16 protein-coding genes and 1 riboswitch are annotated in these 17,248 nt (G+C 69.7%); of the genes, 1 reads left to right on the forward strand and 15 read right to left on the reverse strand.

What is annotated here, in order from left to right:
- Positions 1 to 71: 71 nt before the first annotated feature.
- Genes ACG3SL_RS12465 through ACG3SL_RS12515 form a run of 11 tightly spaced genes read right to left on the reverse strand, consistent with a single transcriptional unit; the run spans position 72 to position 10,974 of the window.
- The gene (locus ACG3SL_RS12465; protein WP_448661467.1) at positions 72 to 689 is read right to left on the reverse strand and encodes a histidine phosphatase family protein; all 618 of its coding nucleotides are present in this window, start codon (positions 687 to 689) and stop codon (positions 72 to 74) included.
- On the reverse strand, positions 686 to 1,474 hold the full coding sequence (locus ACG3SL_RS12470; RefSeq protein WP_448661468.1) for an adenosylcobinamide-GDP ribazoletransferase: 789 nt from the start codon (positions 1,472 to 1,474) through the stop codon (positions 686 to 688). The genes ACG3SL_RS12465 and ACG3SL_RS12470 overlap by 4 nt, the downstream gene beginning before the upstream one ends.
- Position 1,475: 1 nt before the next feature.
- Positions 1,476 to 2,483 carry a nicotinate-nucleotide--dimethylbenzimidazole phosphoribosyltransferase gene (gene cobT, locus ACG3SL_RS12475; RefSeq protein ID WP_448661469.1) on the reverse strand — a complete coding sequence of 336 codons (1,008 nt, stop codon included), beginning with the start codon at positions 2,481 to 2,483 and terminating at the stop codon, positions 1,476 to 1,478.
- On the reverse strand, positions 2,480 to 3,955 hold the full coding sequence (locus tag ACG3SL_RS12480) for a cobyric acid synthase (RefSeq protein WP_448661470.1): 1,476 nt from the start codon (positions 3,953 to 3,955) through the stop codon (positions 2,480 to 2,482). Before ACG3SL_RS12480 ends, cobT begins: the two co-directional genes overlap by 4 nt.
- The gene (gene cbiB, locus ACG3SL_RS12485; protein WP_448661471.1) at positions 3,943 to 4,869 is read right to left on the reverse strand and encodes an adenosylcobinamide-phosphate synthase CbiB; all 927 of its coding nucleotides are present in this window, start codon (positions 4,867 to 4,869) and stop codon (positions 3,943 to 3,945) included. The genes ACG3SL_RS12480 and cbiB overlap by 13 nt, the downstream gene beginning before the upstream one ends.
- On the reverse strand, positions 4,869 to 5,645 hold the full coding sequence (locus ACG3SL_RS12490) for an ABC transporter ATP-binding protein (protein ID WP_448661472.1): 777 nt from the start codon (positions 5,643 to 5,645) through the stop codon (positions 4,869 to 4,871). Before ACG3SL_RS12490 ends, cbiB begins: the two co-directional genes overlap by 1 nt.
- Entirely contained in the window at positions 5,642 to 6,613 is a 972-nt protein-coding gene (locus ACG3SL_RS12495) for a FecCD family ABC transporter permease (RefSeq protein WP_448661473.1), read from the reverse strand. Before ACG3SL_RS12495 ends, ACG3SL_RS12490 begins: the two co-directional genes overlap by 4 nt.
- Positions 6,610 to 7,431: an ABC transporter substrate-binding protein gene (locus ACG3SL_RS12500; RefSeq protein ID WP_448661474.1), complete on the reverse strand. Its 822-nt coding sequence runs from the start codon at positions 7,429 to 7,431 to the stop codon at positions 6,610 to 6,612. The genes ACG3SL_RS12495 and ACG3SL_RS12500 overlap by 4 nt, the downstream gene beginning before the upstream one ends.
- Positions 7,431 to 8,042, reverse strand: a complete 612-nt coding sequence (gene cobO / locus ACG3SL_RS12505) for a cob(I)yrinic acid a,c-diamide adenosyltransferase (RefSeq protein WP_448661475.1) — start codon at positions 8,040 to 8,042, stop codon at positions 7,431 to 7,433. Before cobO ends, ACG3SL_RS12500 begins: the two co-directional genes overlap by 1 nt.
- Positions 8,042 to 9,040, reverse strand: coding sequence for an aminotransferase class I/II-fold pyridoxal phosphate-dependent enzyme (locus ACG3SL_RS12510; RefSeq protein WP_448661476.1), 999 nt, complete (start codon positions 9,038 to 9,040; stop codon positions 8,042 to 8,044). The genes cobO and ACG3SL_RS12510 overlap by 1 nt, the downstream gene beginning before the upstream one ends.
- Positions 9,040 to 10,974 carry a TonB-dependent receptor plug domain-containing protein gene (locus ACG3SL_RS12515; RefSeq protein ID WP_448661477.1) on the reverse strand — a complete coding sequence of 645 codons (1,935 nt, stop codon included), beginning with the start codon at positions 10,972 to 10,974 and terminating at the stop codon, positions 9,040 to 9,042. The genes ACG3SL_RS12510 and ACG3SL_RS12515 overlap by 1 nt, the downstream gene beginning before the upstream one ends.
- 143 nt (positions 10,975 to 11,117) lie before the next feature.
- A riboswitch (cobalamin riboswitch) is annotated at positions 11,118 to 11,322 on the reverse strand.
- A gap of 29 nt (positions 11,323 to 11,351) precedes the next feature.
- Between ACG3SL_RS12515 and cobU the strand changes: the two genes are divergently transcribed.
- Positions 11,352 to 11,867: a bifunctional adenosylcobinamide kinase/adenosylcobinamide-phosphate guanylyltransferase gene (cobU, locus tag ACG3SL_RS12520; RefSeq protein ID WP_448661478.1), complete on the forward strand. Its 516-nt coding sequence runs from the start codon at positions 11,352 to 11,354 to the stop codon at positions 11,865 to 11,867.
- Between the two features lie 3 nt (positions 11,868 to 11,870).
- Here the strand turns inward: cobU and ACG3SL_RS12525 are convergent, their stop codons facing one another.
- The 4 genes from ACG3SL_RS12525 to ACG3SL_RS12540 all read right to left on the reverse strand — a co-directional run bounded on the left by ACG3SL_RS12525 (position 11,871) and on the right by ACG3SL_RS12540 (position 17,235).
- Complete coding sequence (locus ACG3SL_RS12525) at positions 11,871 to 13,883, reverse strand: ATP-binding protein (protein WP_448661479.1); 2,013 nt, start codon at positions 13,881 to 13,883, stop codon at positions 11,871 to 11,873.
- Positions 13,880 to 15,376, reverse strand: a complete 1,497-nt coding sequence (locus ACG3SL_RS12530; protein WP_448661480.1) for an ATPase domain-containing protein — start codon at positions 15,374 to 15,376, stop codon at positions 13,880 to 13,882. The genes ACG3SL_RS12525 and ACG3SL_RS12530 overlap by 4 nt, the downstream gene beginning before the upstream one ends.
- 81 nt (positions 15,377 to 15,457) lie before the next feature.
- Complete coding sequence (locus ACG3SL_RS12535) at positions 15,458 to 15,991, reverse strand: response regulator transcription factor (protein ID WP_448661481.1); 534 nt, start codon at positions 15,989 to 15,991, stop codon at positions 15,458 to 15,460.
- Positions 15,988 to 17,235: an ATP-binding protein gene (locus ACG3SL_RS12540; RefSeq protein ID WP_448665121.1), complete on the reverse strand. Its 1,248-nt coding sequence runs from the start codon at positions 17,233 to 17,235 to the stop codon at positions 15,988 to 15,990. The genes ACG3SL_RS12535 and ACG3SL_RS12540 overlap by 4 nt, the downstream gene beginning before the upstream one ends.
- Positions 17,236 to 17,248: the final 13 nt, after the last annotated feature.

Below are 17,248 nucleotides of genomic sequence, written 5' to 3' on the forward strand. Positions count from 1 at the left end.
GACAGACTCAGTATTTCTCCCTATCCAGCCGGCGATTACAGCGCTTCGCCGGAGCGCAATCAAGCCCCTCTTCAACCATTACTGGCGTCCTGCCATGGCATCAAAGGCTTGTCGGTCAATGCTTGGACGCGATTTACCATGTCCGCTGCCGTCCGCCGATCGATCTCGACATGGCTCCCCGTCGGAATCACCAGCGCGGGCCAGTCGCGCGGTGCGACTCGGCGGGCCATGCCCCGCGCAGCGGCGATGGGCCCGCCATGGGTGACGATCGCGATCCGCCCTGCCGGCAGCATCGCCAGCGCAGTCGCGATGCGGGCTGCGAGGTCGAACGTCGTCTCGCCGCCACCGGGGCGGAAGGTGCCCGGCGCATCGATCATGCCGTCCATCGCGTTGCCGGTTTCGCGGTAGATCGCGTTCCAGCTGCGCCCTTCCCAGCTGCCGAAATCGCGCTCCCGCCACGCAGGGACCGCCTCGCACGCCACACCGGCGCGCGCGGCCAGCGGCACTGCGAGCAATGCGGTACGGCGCAGTCCCGAATACAGCACCCGATCGGGCGCCCATGCGGCCAGCGACTGCGCCAGCGCGCGCACCTCCGCCTGTCCGGCGCGGCTGAGACCCACGTCGCTCTGCCCATAGCAGCGGCCCCGCCAGCGCAGCGCCACCTGCGTATGGCGGACCAGCAGGATCACTGCGCGGCGGCTGCCAGCAGCAGGAGCAACTGCCCGGCATAAGCGGCGAACCCCAGGCAATCGCCGGTACTCCCGCCGATCCGGCGCAGCAACAGCGCGCGGAACCACAGCGCGAAGCCGCCGCACGCCACAAGCGCTATTGCCAGCCGCCCCGGCTCCGCCAGCGCGAACGCGGCCAGCCCCGGCAGGCTGGTGAGGCACGCAACCGCCAGCGTGCCGATGCCGACACCGCTCGCGACATCCTTGGCCAGCCCGGTGCCGGCGGGCGCGGGGCGCACGATCGCCATCATGGCGACCGCGAGCAGCCGCCCCAGCGTGGCGCTGGCGACGATCGCCGCGGCGGCGGCAAGCGGGGGGAGCGTCTGGAGCAACGCGACCAGCAGCCCGCCACGCAGCGCCAGCGCGAGGAAGAGCCCGACGCTGCCATAGCTGCCGATGCGGCTGTCCTTCAGAATGCGGCGAATATCCTCCGGCGTGTGGCCGCCACCGAACCCGTCGCAGAAATCGGCGACCGCGTCCTCGTGGAACGCGCCGGTCAGCCGCGCCTCGACGATCAGCGCGATGGGCGCCGCGACCCAGGCGGGCCACAACATCGCCGACCCCACTGCCACGCCCGCCGTAACGACCCCCACCAGCGCGCCGACCAGCGGGAACCAGCCGGTGGCGCGCACCAGCCCGGTGGCGACCTGCGCTGACGACAGCCCCGCCGTGCCGCCCACCGGGATGCGCGTCAGGAACTGCACCGCCAGCAGCGGCGGCGCCCACCACGGGCAGGTCGCGCCCATCTCAGGCGCCCAGTTCGGACAGGAGCGCCACGTCGCGCAGGATCGCCGCCGCACTGTCGAGCAACGGCAGCGCGACCAGCGCGCCCGTTCCCTCGCCCAGCCGCATCTGCCAGTCGAGCATCGGCTCCAGCCCCAGCGCGGCCAGCGCGGCACCGTGGCCGGGCTCCGCCGAATGGTGCGCGGCGATCAGCGCGTCGATGGTGCCGGGGGCCAGCCGCTCGGCCACCAGCGCGGCGGCGGTGACGACATAGCCGTCGAGCAACAGCGTCGCCCCCCCGGCAGCCCCGGCGGCGAGGAACCCGGCCATAGCCGCGATCTCGAACCCCGCCACGCTGGCGATGGCGGCGCGCACGTCCCGGCTCAGCAGCACCTGCGCGCGGCTGACGGCGCTGCGGACGACGGTGATCTTGTTGTCCAGCATCGCAGTGTCGGCGCCTGCCCCGCGTCCAACCGCCTGCGCCGCCTGCACCCCGGCAAGCAGCGCGGTGAGGCACGCGGCGGGGGTAGTGTTGCCGATGCCCATCTCGCCCGCGATCAGGATGCGGTGCCCCTCGGCAATCGCCTGCCGCGCCTCGTCCGCGCCGACCGCCCATGCGGCATCGAACTGCGCGACCGACATCGCGGCGCCGATGGAGAGATCGGCGGTGCCCGGCGCCACCCGGGCCGAGCGATAATGCGCCGGATAGGGTCCGGGCGGCGGCGACTGGACACCGACATCCACCAGCCGCACGTCGCAATCCTGCGCCGCCGCCAGCGCGGTGCTGCTCGCCCGCCCGGCCAGGATCGTGCCCACCATCATCCCCGTGACAGCGGAGGGCCAGGGTGTCACACCCTGTGCCACCACGCCGTGATCGCCGGCGAACAGCACCAGCCGGCGCGGGCGCGTGACCGGGTCCAGCCGCTGCTGAATCGCCGCCAGCCGCGCCGCCACGGCCTCCAGCTTGCCCAGGCTGCCGGCGGGCTTGGCCAGCGCGTCGAGGCGCGCCCATGCGAGGCTTTGGTCGATCATGATGCAGTCCCTGCGATGGAAAATAGGCTTTCGGTGTCGATATGCGCGGCCAGCCCCTCGGCCAGCGCGTCGAGCGCGGCGTCGACACGGTGGGTCTGGTCGATGCCGTCCGACGCGGCCCCCAGCCGGGCGAGCCATGCCGCGCGCTGGGCGGGATGGTTGAAAAGCCCATGGATGTAACAGCCGGCGATGCGGCCATCGGCGCTGATCGCCCCCTCAGCCGTACCGTCGCCCAGCCGCAGCAGCGGGTCGAGCGGCGCCCGCGCGGAAGTGCGCCCGACATGGATCTCGTAGCCGGTGAAGGCGGCACCCTCGGCGACGCTCTCGCCCTGCACCTCGGTCAGCCGTTTGTCCCCCGTCAGCAGCGTCTCGACCGGCAGATAGCCAAGGCCGGGCACAGTGGCGGGCGGGCCCTCCACGCCGTCGGGGTCGGCAATGCTCTCGCCCAGCATCTGGTATCCACCGCAGATGCCGAGCAGCCGCCCGCCGCGCCGGACATGCGCGGCGATGTCGACGTCCCATCCCTGCGCGCGCAGGAAGGCGAGGTCGGCGATCGTCGCCTTGGTGCCGGGCAGGATCACCAGCGCGGCGTCGCCGGGGATCGGCTGGCCCGGCGGCACCATCACCAGCCGCACGCCGGGTTCGTGCGCGAGTGCGTCGAAATCGTCGAAATTGGCGATGCGCGACAGCATGGGCACCGCGATCGTCACTGTCCCCGCCCCGGCCTGTGCCGTGTCGAGCACCACCGCGTCCTCGGCCGGCAGCCGGCGCGCTGCGGCGAGCCAGGGGACCACGCCCAGCCCCGGCCAGCCGGTCCGCGCTTCGATCGCGCGATAACCATCGTCGAACAGGCGCGGATCGCCGCGAAACTTGTTGATGAGGAAGCCGTGGATCATCGCCGCGTCCTCGGGCTCCAGCACCGCATGGGTGCCGACCAGCGACGCGATCACCCCGCCGCGGTCGATGTCGCCCACCAGCACCACCGGCACACCCGCCGCGCGGGCAAAGCCCATGTTTGCGATGTCGCCCGCGCGCAGGTTGATCTCCGCCGGGCTGCCCGCGCCCTCGACAATCACCAGATCGGCCTGCGCCCGCAGCCGGGCATAGGACTCGAGCACTGCGCCCAGCCACTCAGCCTTGCGCGCCTGATAGCCCGATGCCGCCAGTGGCCCCACCACCTGTCCGTGCACCACGATCTGGGCGCCGGTATCGGACTGCGGCTTGATGAGCACGGGGTTCATGTCCACCGTCGGCGGGGTGCGACACGCCATCGCCTGGAGCGCCTGCGCCCGCCCGATCTCGCCGCGCCGCCCCTGCGCGTCGGGCGCGGTGACGGCGGCGTTGTTCGACATGTTCTGCGGCTTGAACGGGCGCACCGTCAGTCCGCGATTGGCGAACAGACGGCACAGCCCGGCGACCAGCACCGACTTGCCGACGTCCGAGCCCGTGCCTTGCAGCATCACAGCAGCCATGCCACGCCCCCCACGCCGATCCATAGCAACAGGCACGCGCGCAGATACATCCGCAACCCCCTGTCGAGATCGCGCGCATCGGGCACCGGCCCGCGCCCCAGCACTGCGCGCCGGCTGGGTTCGCCGTCATAGGCGACGCGCCCGCCCAGCCGCCGCCCCAGCGCGCCCGCCATCGCGCCTTCGGGCCATCCGCCATTGGGCGAGGCGTGGTGCGGCGCGTCGCGCCACATCGTCCGCCATCCGCCCGCCCCGGCGATGCACAGCAACACGCCCGCGATCCGCGCCGGGATATAGTTCACGGCGTCGTCGGCGCGGGCCGATGTCCATCCGAATGCCTCGAACCGGGCGGTGCGGTGGCCCACCATCGAATCCGCCGTGCTGATCGCCTTGCACACGAACAGCCCCGGCAGCCCGCCGATCAGGAACCAGAATGCGGGCGCGAGCACCCCGTCGCAGAAGCTCTCCGCCAGGCTCTCGATCGCCGCCGTGGCGATGCCGCCTTCGTCCAGCTTCGCCGTATCGCGCCCGACGATGCGCGACACGGCTGCCCGCGCGCCCTCGACATCGCCGGCGCGCAGCGGCAGCGCGACTGCGCGGACATGATCGTACAGGCTGCGCTGGGCGAGCCCGGTCGTCGCAACCGCGATCACCGCAAGCTGCCCCCAGCCCCCGCCGCAAAGCCACTGGACGCCCCAGCCGAGCGCGCCGGCAACCGCCACCAGCACGCCGAGCAACGCGACCCCCGCCACCCGCCGCCGCGCCGCCGCGCCGTGGTTCCAGCGCCGCTCGATGCCCCGGATCAGCGCGCCTACCCAACTCACCGGATGCCCGATCGCCGCGAACAGCGCGGCCGGATAGCCGATCGCCGCCTCGGCAATCAGCGTCGCCAGCACCAGTTCGCCCCGGTCTAGCATCAGCCGCTGCGCCCCGTGGGGATCAGGAATCGCTGCCCCTCGGGCGTCGTTCCGACATGCACGGTCACGCCATAGGTCTCGGCGACCAGCGCAGGCGTCAGCACCGCATCGGGGGCCCCATGCGCCACTACGCGGCCTTCGCGCAGCAGCACCACGGCATCGGCGACGCGCGCGGCGTGGTTCAAGTCGTGCACCACCACCACCACCCCGGCGCCCCGCGCGGCGACACGGCGCAGGCCGTCCAGCCCGTCGAGCTGGTGCGCGGGATCGAGATTGGCGAAGGGTTCGTCGGCCAGCAGCCATTCGGGCTCCCCCGCCAGCACGCGCGCGAGCAGCGCCCGCGCCCGCTCGCCCCCCGACAGCGTGTTGGCCGGGCGCGCGGCGAAGCGCGTCACGTCGGTCGCCGCCATCGCCGCTGCCACCGCCGCGCGATCTGCCTCGCTCTCGCCCCAGCGCCCGCGATGCGGATAGCGGCCCAGCCCCACCAGCGTCGCCACGTCGATATCCCAATGCACATCGGCGCTCTGCGGCAGATAGCCGATCCGCCGCGCGACTTCGCGCCGCCCCAGCGCCGCGCGCGGCACCCCGCCCAGCAGCACCTGCCCGGCATCGGGGCTGCGCAGCCCGGCAAGGCACGCCATCAGGCTGGACTTGCCCGCGCCATTGGGCCCCAGCACCGCCGTCACCCGGCCCGGCGCAAAGGTCACGTCCACCGCGTCGAGCACGGTCGCGCCGCCCAGCGCCACCGTCAGCCCCTGTGCAACCAGTGTGTTCATGCCAGCCTCCGGCGCATGCTGAGCAGCAGATAGAGGAAGAACGGCCCGCCCAGCATCGACATGGCGATGCCCAGCCGCAGTTCGCTGACGGTCGGCGCAGCGCGGACCAGGCTGTCCGCCAGCAGCAGCAGCAACGCGCCGCCAAGCGCCGAGGGGAGCAGCACCGCCGACGGCCTGTTGCCCGCCAGACGCCGCACCAGATGCGGCACGATCAGCCCGACAAAGCCGATGATCCCCGCGCTCGCCACCGATCCGCCGACGCACAGGCCGACGCCCGCGACGATCAGCCATTGCAGCCGCACCGGATCGACTCCCATCGATCGCGCCGCGCCCTCGCCCAGCGTCAGCACGTCGAGCGCGCGGCCCGTGGCGGCGATCAGGGCAGCACCAATGGCGACGATCGGCGCGGCCACCGCGACATCGTCCCAGCTCCGATCGGTCAGCGCGCCCGCCAGCCATGTCACAATCTGTGACGTCGCAAAGGGCGTGGGCGACAGGCTGATCGCCAGCGCGGTCATCGATCCGGCAATGCTCGACAGCACCAGCCCAGCCAGCGTGAACAGCAGGATATTGCCCGATCGCCCGACGATCAGTGCCAGCAGCGCCATCGCCCCCGCCGCCCCCGCCAGCGCGAAGGCCGGCAACAGCCATGCCTGGGCCGTATAGCCGAAATAGAGCGACAGGACGGCGCCCAGCGCCGCACTCGGCGCCACGCCGAACAGCCCCGGATCGGCCATGGGGTTGCGCAGATAGCCCTGCATCGCCGCCCCCGACAGCGCCAGCGCCGCGCCGATCAGCGCCGCCAGCACGGTGCGCGGCAGCCGCAGCTCGACGATGATGAGCCAGCGCGGATCGCCGCTGTTGAGGGCGGAGAGCGGAATCCACACCTTCCCCGCCATCACCGAAAGGACCATCGCCGCCACCACCGCAAGGCCCAGCAACAGGTTCAGGCGCAACGCCCGGTTCATAAGCTACTCCTGATCGCGGCTAGGCGCGCGGTGGCGTCGATGATCGTCGGGCCGCCGCAGTGCATCAGCCGCTCGGGATAGGCGCGCACCGCGATGTTCGCGTGCAGCCGCTTGAGCACCGGGTGGCTGAGCATCCGGTCGCCCTGCCCCGCATCGCCGACCGACAACAGCACGCGCGGCGGGCGCGCCACCAGATATTCGAGCGGGAGCACGTCCCACCGCTTGAGGCCATAGGCCGCGCTCAAGTTGCTGAACCCGCTGACGCGCAGCAATTCGTCGGGCAGCGTCTTCGCGCCGGGGACGAGCCCGCCGCTCTGCCAGATGAGCGCGGGCACCGGCGCCGCGCCCGCCACTTGCGCCCGCGTGACGGCACGGTCGATCGCGCCGACCAGCGCCTCGCCGCGATCGGCATGGCCCATGGCGCTGGCGATGGTGCGGACCTGTTCGGTGCTTTCGGCGATGCTGTCCGGCACGGGCAACTGGATCAGCTTGATATGCATCCGCTTGAGCGCGGCGATGGTCGCCGGGGCGACATGGGCGCCGGCGATCACCAGATCGGGGCGCAGCGCGACGACTTCCTCCGCCGTGCCCGACGTCGCCTTGAACCTGCGGGCGAGCGCGAGGTCGATCGAGGTCGCGTCGGGGTCCTGCGAATAATGGCTGATCCCCGCGATCTGCGCCGGATCGGCGACGTGCATCAGCACCGCGTCGACGCACGGATTGATCGACACCACGCGCGGTCCGCCAGGCGCATCGCTGCCCGACGCCGCCGCGCCGCATCCGCCGAGCAGCAGCAGGATGGGCAGCGCGCGCCGCATCAGTATTCGACGCCCTTCTGCGCCTTGAACCCCGCCTTGAACGGGTGCTTCACTTCGGCGAATTCGGTGACGAGGTCGGCCATCTCGATCAGCTCGGGCTTCGCGCTGCGCCCGGTGATGCAGATATGCTTGGTCAGCGGGCGCTCTTTCAGGAACGCGACGATTTCCTCGATCGGCAGCGTGTCGTGGCGCAGCACGATGTTCAGTTCGTCGAGGATGACGAAGTCATAGGCGGGGTCGAGGATCAGTTCCTTCGATCGCTCCCACGCCGCGCGCGCCGCCTGGATATCGCGGGCGCGGTCCTGCGTGTCCCAGGTAAAGCCCTCGCCCATCACTTCGAAGGTGAGCAGGTCGGGATTGGCCTGGAAAAAGGTCTTCTCGCCCGTTTCCCACGATCCCTTCACATATTGGACGATGCCGACCTTCATCCCCCATCCCAGGCTGCGGATCGCCATGCCGAAGGCGGAGGAGGACTTGCCCTTGCCGTTGCCGGTGTGGACGATCAGCAGCCCGCGCTCCAGCGTATGGCGCGCCTGGATCTTGGCGCGGGCCTCCTGCACCCGCTTCATCCGGGCATTGTGGCGGGCGAACTGGTCTTCGGGTTCCGTCATCACAGTCTCCAGGTGTCAAGCGCGTGGTGCAGCCGGGCCCATGCCCGTTCGCTGCCGGGCAGGCCGAGGCGCAGCCGCGTGGGCGCATCGGCAAAGGGGCGCGTGAGCAGGCCGCCCGTGGCAAGGTGGCGGAACAGCGCGTCGCGCGCGGGGGTCTCTACCAGCCGGAACAGCGGCGTGCCGCCGACGATGGCCAGTCCCGCGCCGGCCAACAGCGCATCGAGCCGCGCCGCGCCTTCCGCGATCCGCGCCCGCTGCGCCGCGTGCCAGGCGGTGTCGGCATAGGCTATGCTGCCGATCGCAACCGCCGGGCCAGACACGGGCCAGTCGCCCAGCAGTTGCCGCAGCCCGGCGACGATCGCCGGTGGCGCGATGACGAAACCCAGCCGCAGCCCGGCCAGGCCAAAGAACTTGCCGAAGGATCGCAGCACGATCAGCCCCGGCCAGCCGCTGGCGGCAAGGCTGGCGTCGGGGATCATGTCGGCAAAAGCCTCGTCCACGATCAGATGCCCGCCGCGTGCCGCCAGCGTCGCGGCGGTGCGCTCCAGCGCGGCGGCGTCGGCAATCGCGCCATCGGGGTTGCCGGGTCGCGCAAGCACCAGCGTGTCGGCGTCTTCAATAGCGAGCGTGTCGGCGGAGACAGGCAGCACGTCGCGCCCGCCCCACATCGCGACATGGCCCGAATAGCCGGGGCGCGCCACGGCGGCGCGTCCGGGGAGCAGCGCGCCGAGCAGCCGGAGCGCGACGTCGCTCCCCGGGACCGCGACCACTGCCTCGGCCGGTGCGCCAAAATAGCGGGCGGCAGAGGCCTCCAGCGCGGTGAGCGCCGCCGGATCGGGCAGACGCTCGATCCAGTCCTGTTCCCACCGCGCCAGATAGCTCCACGGGGCAAGGCCGGTCGACAGGTCGAACCAGCACGTCACCTCCGGGAAATGCACCCGCGCCAGATCGAGCCGCCCGCCATGGACGGCGAAGGGCCCGATCTGGTCGCGTTCCATCACTGGTAGCGCAGCCGCACGCCGATATAGGCCGCGCGGCCCATGCTGCCGTAGCGATAGATCGTCTCGTACCGCTCATCGAACAGGTTCTCGATGCGGCCATAGACTTCCACGCCCTCGCGCACCGGCAGCGCCGCGCGGATGTCGGTGAGGACATAGCCCTGCACCTTGCGGCTGTTGTTGGCGGTGTCGTAGCTCGACCCGATCGACGTGACCGTGGCCCCCGTCGTCAGCCCGAACGGCAGGCGATAGTCGACCGACGCATTGATCGTCTGATCCGGGCGGCGGATCAGCTTCTTGCCGTAATTGGCAGTGCCCTCCGACCGGTTGGTCGCGTCGGTATAGGTGTAGTTCGCCGCGAACCGCAGCGCATCGACCGGGCGCAGCGCCAGCGTCAGCTCGACGCCTTCGGACCGTGCCTTGGCGACATTGTCATAGGTGCCGCTGGGGCGCCCGGTGCAGATGCCGGTCAGCGGTGCTGCGCACGACACGAAGTTGATGAGATCGGTCGCGTTGCGGCGGAAATAGGTGGCGCTTGCCTCGACTGCGCCATCCAGCGCGCGCTGGGTGATGCCCGCATCCCATCCCTTGGCCCGCTCCGGCCGGAGCCGCGCGTTGCCGTATTCGCTCTGCAACTGGTACAAGGTCGGTGCCTTGAACCCTTCGCTATAGCTGGCGCGGAAGGTGGTGGAGCCGCCATTGGGCGAGAACACACCGCTGGCCGCAAAGCTGGTCTGCCCGCCGAACTGGTTGTGGTCGTCGCGCCGCACGCCGCCGGTCACGGTCAGCCCGGACACCGGCGTCACGGCCAGCTGGCCATAGAAGCTGTCGATCTGCGCCCGCCCGCGCGTCTGCGGGCCGCCATAGCTGGACGTGGTGAAGTGCGAAGTCTCGCGCTCCGCACCAAAGGTCGCCTGGACCTGGTCGAGGATGTCGGCGACGCCCTGATATTCCAGCCGCTCGTTGCGGCCATTGCCGGCGAAGGTCTCGGTCGGCACCGAATCAGGATCGAAATTGCGGCGCTTGGTGTCGGTATAGGCATAGCCGACGCGGTTGCGCAGCCGCCCGTCGAACAGCGCGACGTTCAGGCCGGTATAGCCGACGAACTCGCGCGACTTCGACGTCTCTTTCGTGTCGCCAAAGGCATAGGTCGGCGCCGGGAAGCCGTCGATCCCGACCTTGCCGTCCGAATAATAGCCGCGCGCATCGACCGAGATTGCGTCAGTCAGCGCGAGCCGCAGGTCCAGGTTGGCGCCGTAATTGGTGTAGCCGTCTTTCTCCTTGCCGCCGCGCGCCTCGCTGAACGCCGAGATGCCGTCAGTGCGGAAATAGCCGCCGCCGCCGCTGAACGAGAGCGGGCCGACCTTGCCCGACACGTTCGCGACGCCCTGCGCCGTGTTGCGATAGCCATATTCGCCGCGCGCATTGACGGTCAGCACTTCGGTCGGCTGGGCGGTGATCATGTTGACGACGCCGCCGATCGCCTGACTGCCCCACAGCACCGAAGAGGGCCCGCGCAGCACTTCGATCCGCTCGATATTGCCGATCAGCAGATTGCCGAAGTTGAAGCCGCCGCCCGGCGACGACGGATCGTTGAGCTTGACGCCGTTGATCAGCGCGGCGGTCTGGTCGCTTTCCGCGCCACGGATCAGCACGGCAGTGCTGGCGCCGATCGGGCCGTTGCGGCTGATCGAGACGCCGGGCGTGGTGCGCAGCAGATCGGCGACCGTATCGGTCTGGCGGCGGGCGATTTCCTGGGCATCGATCACGGTGATCGACTGGCCGACGCGCGACAGCGGCTCGGCGGTGCGGCCGGCGGTGACCACGATCTGGTCTCTGTCGGTCGCGACCGTATCGGGCGCCTGCTGCGCAAAGGCCGAGGTGGTGGAAAGCAGCAACGATGCTGCGGACGCATAGATAATACGGGTGTTCATCACTTTCCCCTGTCTAACAACCAGGGGTCGCGCGCGCCGAAGACACACCAGGACCAGCGAGGAATCGCTTCCACGCACGCCACCCCGAACGATGTCGTCACGCGAGGAAGAACCTCGATCACGCTGAACACCCCGTCCGCGCAAAGGACCGACCGCGTCAGGCAGGTCTCCTGGCTCCCGGGTCATCACGCCCGCCCCGCCTTCCCGGTTGCTCGCGCAGCCAGTGGCATGTGGGGCGACCGCTCTCCGGTCACAGTTGCGGGGACAGCCACGGCTTACCGGCATTTCCGCCGGCTTCCGCGTTCCCTATTATTCCCATCCCTGGGAACCTGACGCATAGGCCCCTTATGAGCGAGACAGTGACAGGGCAAGCGGGAATGACGGACGCCAGGGTAACGTTGCTGCTGGGCGGCGCGCGTTCGGGCAAGAGCGCGCGGGCACAGGCGCTGGCCGAAGGCGTGCCGGGCGAGCGCGTCTATCTGGCGACCGCGCAGGCATTCGACGCCGAGATGCGCGACCGGATCGACCGCCACCGCACCGATCGCGGCCCCGAATGGCGCACGGTCGAATGCCCCACCGATCTCCCCGCCGCGATCCTGCGCGAAGCGGCGCCGGGGCGCGTGCTGCTGGTCGATTGCCTGACATTATGGGCGAGCAACCTGCTGCTCGCCGATGCCGATCCCGATGCGGCCAGCGACGCTCTGGTCGCGGCACTGGCGGCGGCCCCCTGCCCGGTGTTCGTGGTCAGCAACGAGGTTGGGTTCGGCATCGTCCCGGACAACGCCCTCGCCCGCCGCTTCCGCGACATCGCCGGGCGGTTGAACCAGCGGGTGGCGGCGGCGGCAGACCATGTGGTGCTGGTCGTCGCGGGGCTGGAGATGCGGCTTAAATAGCCATCAAAGCTGCGACAGGCTCATTGCCAAGTCGTTCTGCTTGAACGGTTTGGACAGCCGGGGCAGGTCCGCCGAAATGCCCCGCGTCTCGGCATAGCCAGACACCAGCAGCACGCGCATCCCTGGCCGCATCGCGCGGACGCGTTCGGCCAGGTCGGTGCCGGTCAGGCCGGGCATCAGGTGATCGGTGACGAGCAGGTCGATGGCGGGATTGCGTTCGAGCACGGCAAGCGCCTGTTCCGCCGAATCCGCCTCGATCACGGCATAGCCCAGGTCGGACAGCATGTCGGCGGTGCTGGCGCGCACCAGATCCTCGTCATCGACCACCAGCACGGTGCCGCATGCCTGTGCCGCCGGCGCGGAGTCCGTCGTCGCCACCGGCTGTTGCAGCGGCACGGCACTGACCGGGAGCCACAAGTGAATCGCCGTGCCCGCGCCCGGCGCGCTCTCGATCGTCAGCGCGCCGCCCAGCTGCGCGGCTAGGCCATGCACCATCGACAGCCCCAGCCCGGTGCCCTGCCCGACTCCCTTGGTCGTGAAGAACGGTTCGACCGCCTTCGCCTGCGTTTCCGCATCCATGCCGACGCCGGTGTCCTGAACGGTCAGCCGGACATAGCGCCCGGCGTGCAGTTCGGCGACGTTGTCCGCCGCCTGCGTTACGCCCGCCACTGCGATGGTCAGCGTGCCGCCATCGGGCATCGCGTCGCGCGCATTCACTGCCAGGTTGAGCAGCGCCATTTCGATCTGGTTCGCATCGGCGCAGGCGGGCGGAAGATCGTCAGCGACCTGCAGGTCCAGCCGCACGCGCGGGCCACAGGTGCTGGCGATCAGATCGGCCATGTCGTGCACCAACTGTCCCACGTCGATCGCGGTCGCCTGTAACGGCTGGCGCCGCGCGAACGCCAGCAGCCGCTGGACCAGCATCCGCGCGCGATCGGCGGACTGCACGGCGCCTTCGATCAGCTTGCGCTCGCGCTCGGTGCCGGCGCCGCGCCGGTACAACAGGTCCAGGCTGCCGACGATCGGGGTGAGCAGGTTGTTGAAATCATGCGCCACGCCGCCGGTCAGCTGGCCCATCGATTCCAGCTTCTGCGATTGCCGCAACGCTTCCTGCGCAAGCTCCAGCTCGTGCGTGCGCTCGGCCACGCGCTCCTCCAGCGTCTCGTTCAGCCGCTTGAGCCGTTCCTGGCTCTCGCGCAGCGCCAGCTCCATTTTCCGCCGGTCCGAAATATCGGTGAACAGCACCGCGACATGGGTGTCGGGCGGTTCGCCGACGCGAAAGGCATAGACGTCGTACCAGATGCCGCCCAGCGCCTCGGCATGTTCCTCGAACCGGACGCGCTCGCCGGTCATCGCGACCTTGCCGTAAATGTCGAACCAATGCTGCTCATGCCCCGGCGCCAGCGACCGCATCGATTTGCCGACGGCATCTTCCAGGCCCGTCTGCCGCGCGAAGGCGGGGTTGGCCTCCAGAAACACATAGTCGACCGGCTTGCCGTCCGCATCGAACACCATGTCGATGACGCAGAACCCGGCATCGATCGATTCGAACAGCGAGCGATATTTGTCGGCGCCGCGATGCAGCTCCTCCAGCCGCGACCGCGCCTCATATTGGCGCCGCCGCCCGCGCAATGCCGATTGCGCCAGGCTGACCAGCGTGGTCGGGTGGAACGGGCGCTCCAGGAACGTGACATTGCCCAGCATGTCTAGGAACCGCCGCGCTGCCGGGTTGCGTTCGATCCCCCCGCCCTGCCGCGTCAGCAGGACGAAGGGGAAATCCGACCATTCCGGCTGCGCCTCCAGCCAGTGGGCCAGTGGTGTCAGGTTGGTCGTCAGCAGCGCCTCTTCGCTCAGCAGCGCGAAGCCGGCCCCGCGCTCCAATTCCTCCACAAGTTCCGCCAACGATGCAGCAACCTGCGTGCGCAACCCCGCCTCGGCCAGAATGGCGCCCGCAATGGCGGAATCGCGCCCGTGCGGCGTGAGCAGGATCGCGCGTTCCGAAATATTGGGGATCACGCGGGCACGTCTTCCAGCAAAGGGGAGGCCGTCGCGTCGGCAATCAGGCTGGGCACCCCGCGCAGCACGCCCTGGAACCCGACCAGCGGCTCGCCCAGGCGAACGCCGGTGCGACCGATCCGGTATTCGCGGATCGTATCCTCATGCGCGCCGGTGCGCTTCTTGATGACCGAGATCGCGCGGCGCACCCGCCCCGCCGCCTCGAAATAGCGCAGCAGCACGACCGTGTCGGCCAGATAGGTCACGTCCACCGGCGCCTTCATGTCGCCGACCAGCCCGTGCTGCGCCACCGTGAGGAAGGTCGTCGCCCCCTTGCGGTTCAGATATTGCAGCAATTCGTGCATGTGGAGGATCAGCGCATTCTCTTCCGGCATTGCCGCCTGAAACCCGTTCAGGCTGTCGATCACGATGGTGCGGACGTCGTGCTGCTCGACACGCGACCGGACCCGCTGCGAGAACTCGCCGGGGGACAATTCGGCGGCATCGACCTGTTCGATGAACAGGCTGCCCGCATCGACCATCGCCTGCATGTCGATGCCGAGCCCAAGTGCCCGGTCGAAGAACAGGCCCACTTCCTCGTCGAACACAAACATCGCGGCACGTTCGCCGCGCGCGACCGCCGAGGCGACAAAGGTGAGCGAAAGCAGCGACTTGCCGGTGCCCGCCGGCCCCAGCACCAGCACGCTGGAACCGCGTTCGATACCACCGCCGAGCAGCGCATCCAGTTCAGGCGAATCGCTCTTCACCATCGCGCGATCGAAGCGCGTCTTGTGTTCGGCAGACACCAGGCGCGGGAAGACACGGACCCCGCCCGGCGCGATGACGAAATCGTGGAACCCGCCGCGAAAGCGCCGCCCGCGGTACTTGATGATCCGCGCGCGGCGGCGCTCCGGCCCATATTCGGGGGACAGTTCCTCCAGCCGGATCACGCCGTGCGCCACGCTGTGCACGGTCTTGTCCGCCGCCTCGGCCGTCAGGTCGTCCAGCATCAGCACGGTCGCATTCTGGGTCGAGAAGAAGTGCTTAAGCGCCAGAATCTGCCGGCGATAGCGCAGCGAGCTTTGCGCGAGCAGGCGTACTTCGGACAGGCTGTCCAGCACCACGCGCGACGGCTGCACCCGCTCGAACGCCTCGAAGATCCGCCGCGTCGTCTCGCCCAGTTCCAGGTCGGAGGAATAGAGCAGGCTCTGTTGCTGGTGCTCGTCGAGCAGGCTTTCGGGCGGGACCAGCTCGAACAGTTCGACCCCGCTCAGGTCCCATCCGTGCGAGGCCGCGCTCTCGCGCATCTCATCCTCGGTTTCGGACAGCGTGACATACAGGCACTTCTCGCCCCGCGCCGCGCCTTCCATCAAAAACTGGGTGGCGATGGTCGTCTTGCCCGTGCCCGGGCTGCCTTCCAACAGAAAGACCCGCCCGCGAGTCAGCCCGCCGGCAAGAATATCGTCCAGTCCCTCGACGCCCGTCAGGGCGAGTTGCACGGGAAATTCCGTCACGCTCGTTCCTCTCCCCGCCAACGGATATCGGCGGCGCTGTAGCAGCCAACGCGCAAGAGACGAAAGAGGTTCGCGGGTTCGTCAGCGCAGCTGGCGCTTCTCCAGTTTGCGGGCCAGCGTGCGCCGGTGCATCCCCAGCCGCCGGGCGGTTTCGGAGATGTTGAAGTCCGTCTCCACCAGCGTGCGGTGGATATGCTCCCACTCCACCGTCTTGATCGACGATTGCCGCCCGTCCACCGGCGCCTCGGGATCGCCATCCTCGCGCGCAAAGGCGGCTTCGATATCGTCGGTGTTCGACGGCTTGGCCAGGTAATAGGATGCGCCCAGCTTGATCGCCTCCACCGCGGTGGCGATGCTGGCAAAGCCGGTCAGCACCACAATCCGCATATCCTCATCGGTCGCGCGCAGCGTCTGGACACAGGTGAGGCCCGACGCGCCGCCCAGCTTCAAATCGACCACGGCGAAGTGCGGGCGATTGGTCTCCAGCAGCGGCAGCAGCGCGTCGTGGCTGTCGGCGACCAGTACCTGATAGCCGCGCCGCTCGAACGATCGTTTCAGCGTACGGGCAAAGGCGGTATCGTCCTCGACGATCACCAGCAGGCGTTCGGTGCTCATCGCGCGCTTTCCTTCTCGTACCGCAGTGCCGACAGCGGCAGGACCAGCCGGACCACGGCGCCCCCGCCCGCCTTGTTATGCGCGGATGCCCGCCCGCCCAGCGTACGCAGGACGTTGACGAGCAGGAACAGCCCCAGCCCGCCGCCGGGCTGCCCCTTGCTGGTGCGATAGGGCTGGCCGAACGCGGCGAGCAGTTCAGGCGCGAAGCCGGGGCCGCGATCGGCGACTTCGAGCACCAGCGCGTCCTCGACGCGCGACGCCGTGATCCCGATCCAGCTGGGCGAGACTTCGGCGGCATTGTCGATGACGTTGCCGATCACCTGGCGCAGCGCGGGGTCCGATACGATCTTAACATCCGCACCGAACCGATCGGCATAGTCGATCTCGCCGGGCAGGCGGCTGGCGCGCCATTCCTCGACGATGTCGTCCAGGAACGCGCGCATGGTCGTCACTTCGGGCGCGACGCCGCGCGTTTCCCCTGCCGAGGCGAGGATGCCGCCGACGATCGCCTTGCAGCGGCGCACCGCCGCTTCCATGTCGGACAGGTCCTCCTGCAATTCCGCGTCATTGGCGAAGCGCGGCATCGCCTTCCAGTCGCCGATCAGCACCGACAACGACGACAGCGGCGTACCCAGTTCGTGCGCGGCGCCCGATGCGAGCAGCCCCATGCGCACGATCAGGTCGTCCTCCGCCGCGCGCTGGCGGATACCGGCCAGCGCCGCGTCGCGGTGGCGCAGGTTGCGCGTGATCTGGGTCAGGAACGCGACCAGCAGCGTGGTGATGAGCGCGAAGCACACCAGGCTGCCCTGCAGGTACAGCGCCATCGGATCGCTGCGATAGGGCGGCGGCAGCGCGAGCGGATGAATGTCGGCGGCGAGCACGATCAGCGCGATTCCCGTGGCCAGCACCACCAGCCACGACGACACCGGCTTCAGCAGCACCGCGCCGATCACGACCTGGAGCAGGAACAGCGAGGCAAAGGGATTGCCGAGCCCGCCGCTGTGGTACAGCTGCCACGCCAGCGCCGCGACATCGAGCAGCAGCGCGGCGGTAAGCTCGCTGTTGGTCACTGCCGTGCGCCGCTGCAGGATCGGCAGCGTCGCGAGGTTCATCGCGATCAGCGCGACCAGCGCGAGCAGCAGCGGCGCCATCGGCAGCGCGATGTGCATCGCCCAGTGAACCACCGCGATCGTCACCAGCTGCCCGCCCACTGCGATCCAGCGCAGCTGGATGAGCAGCAGCATGTTGCGCCGGCCG

Source organism: Sphingomonas degradans (assembly GCF_053502645.1).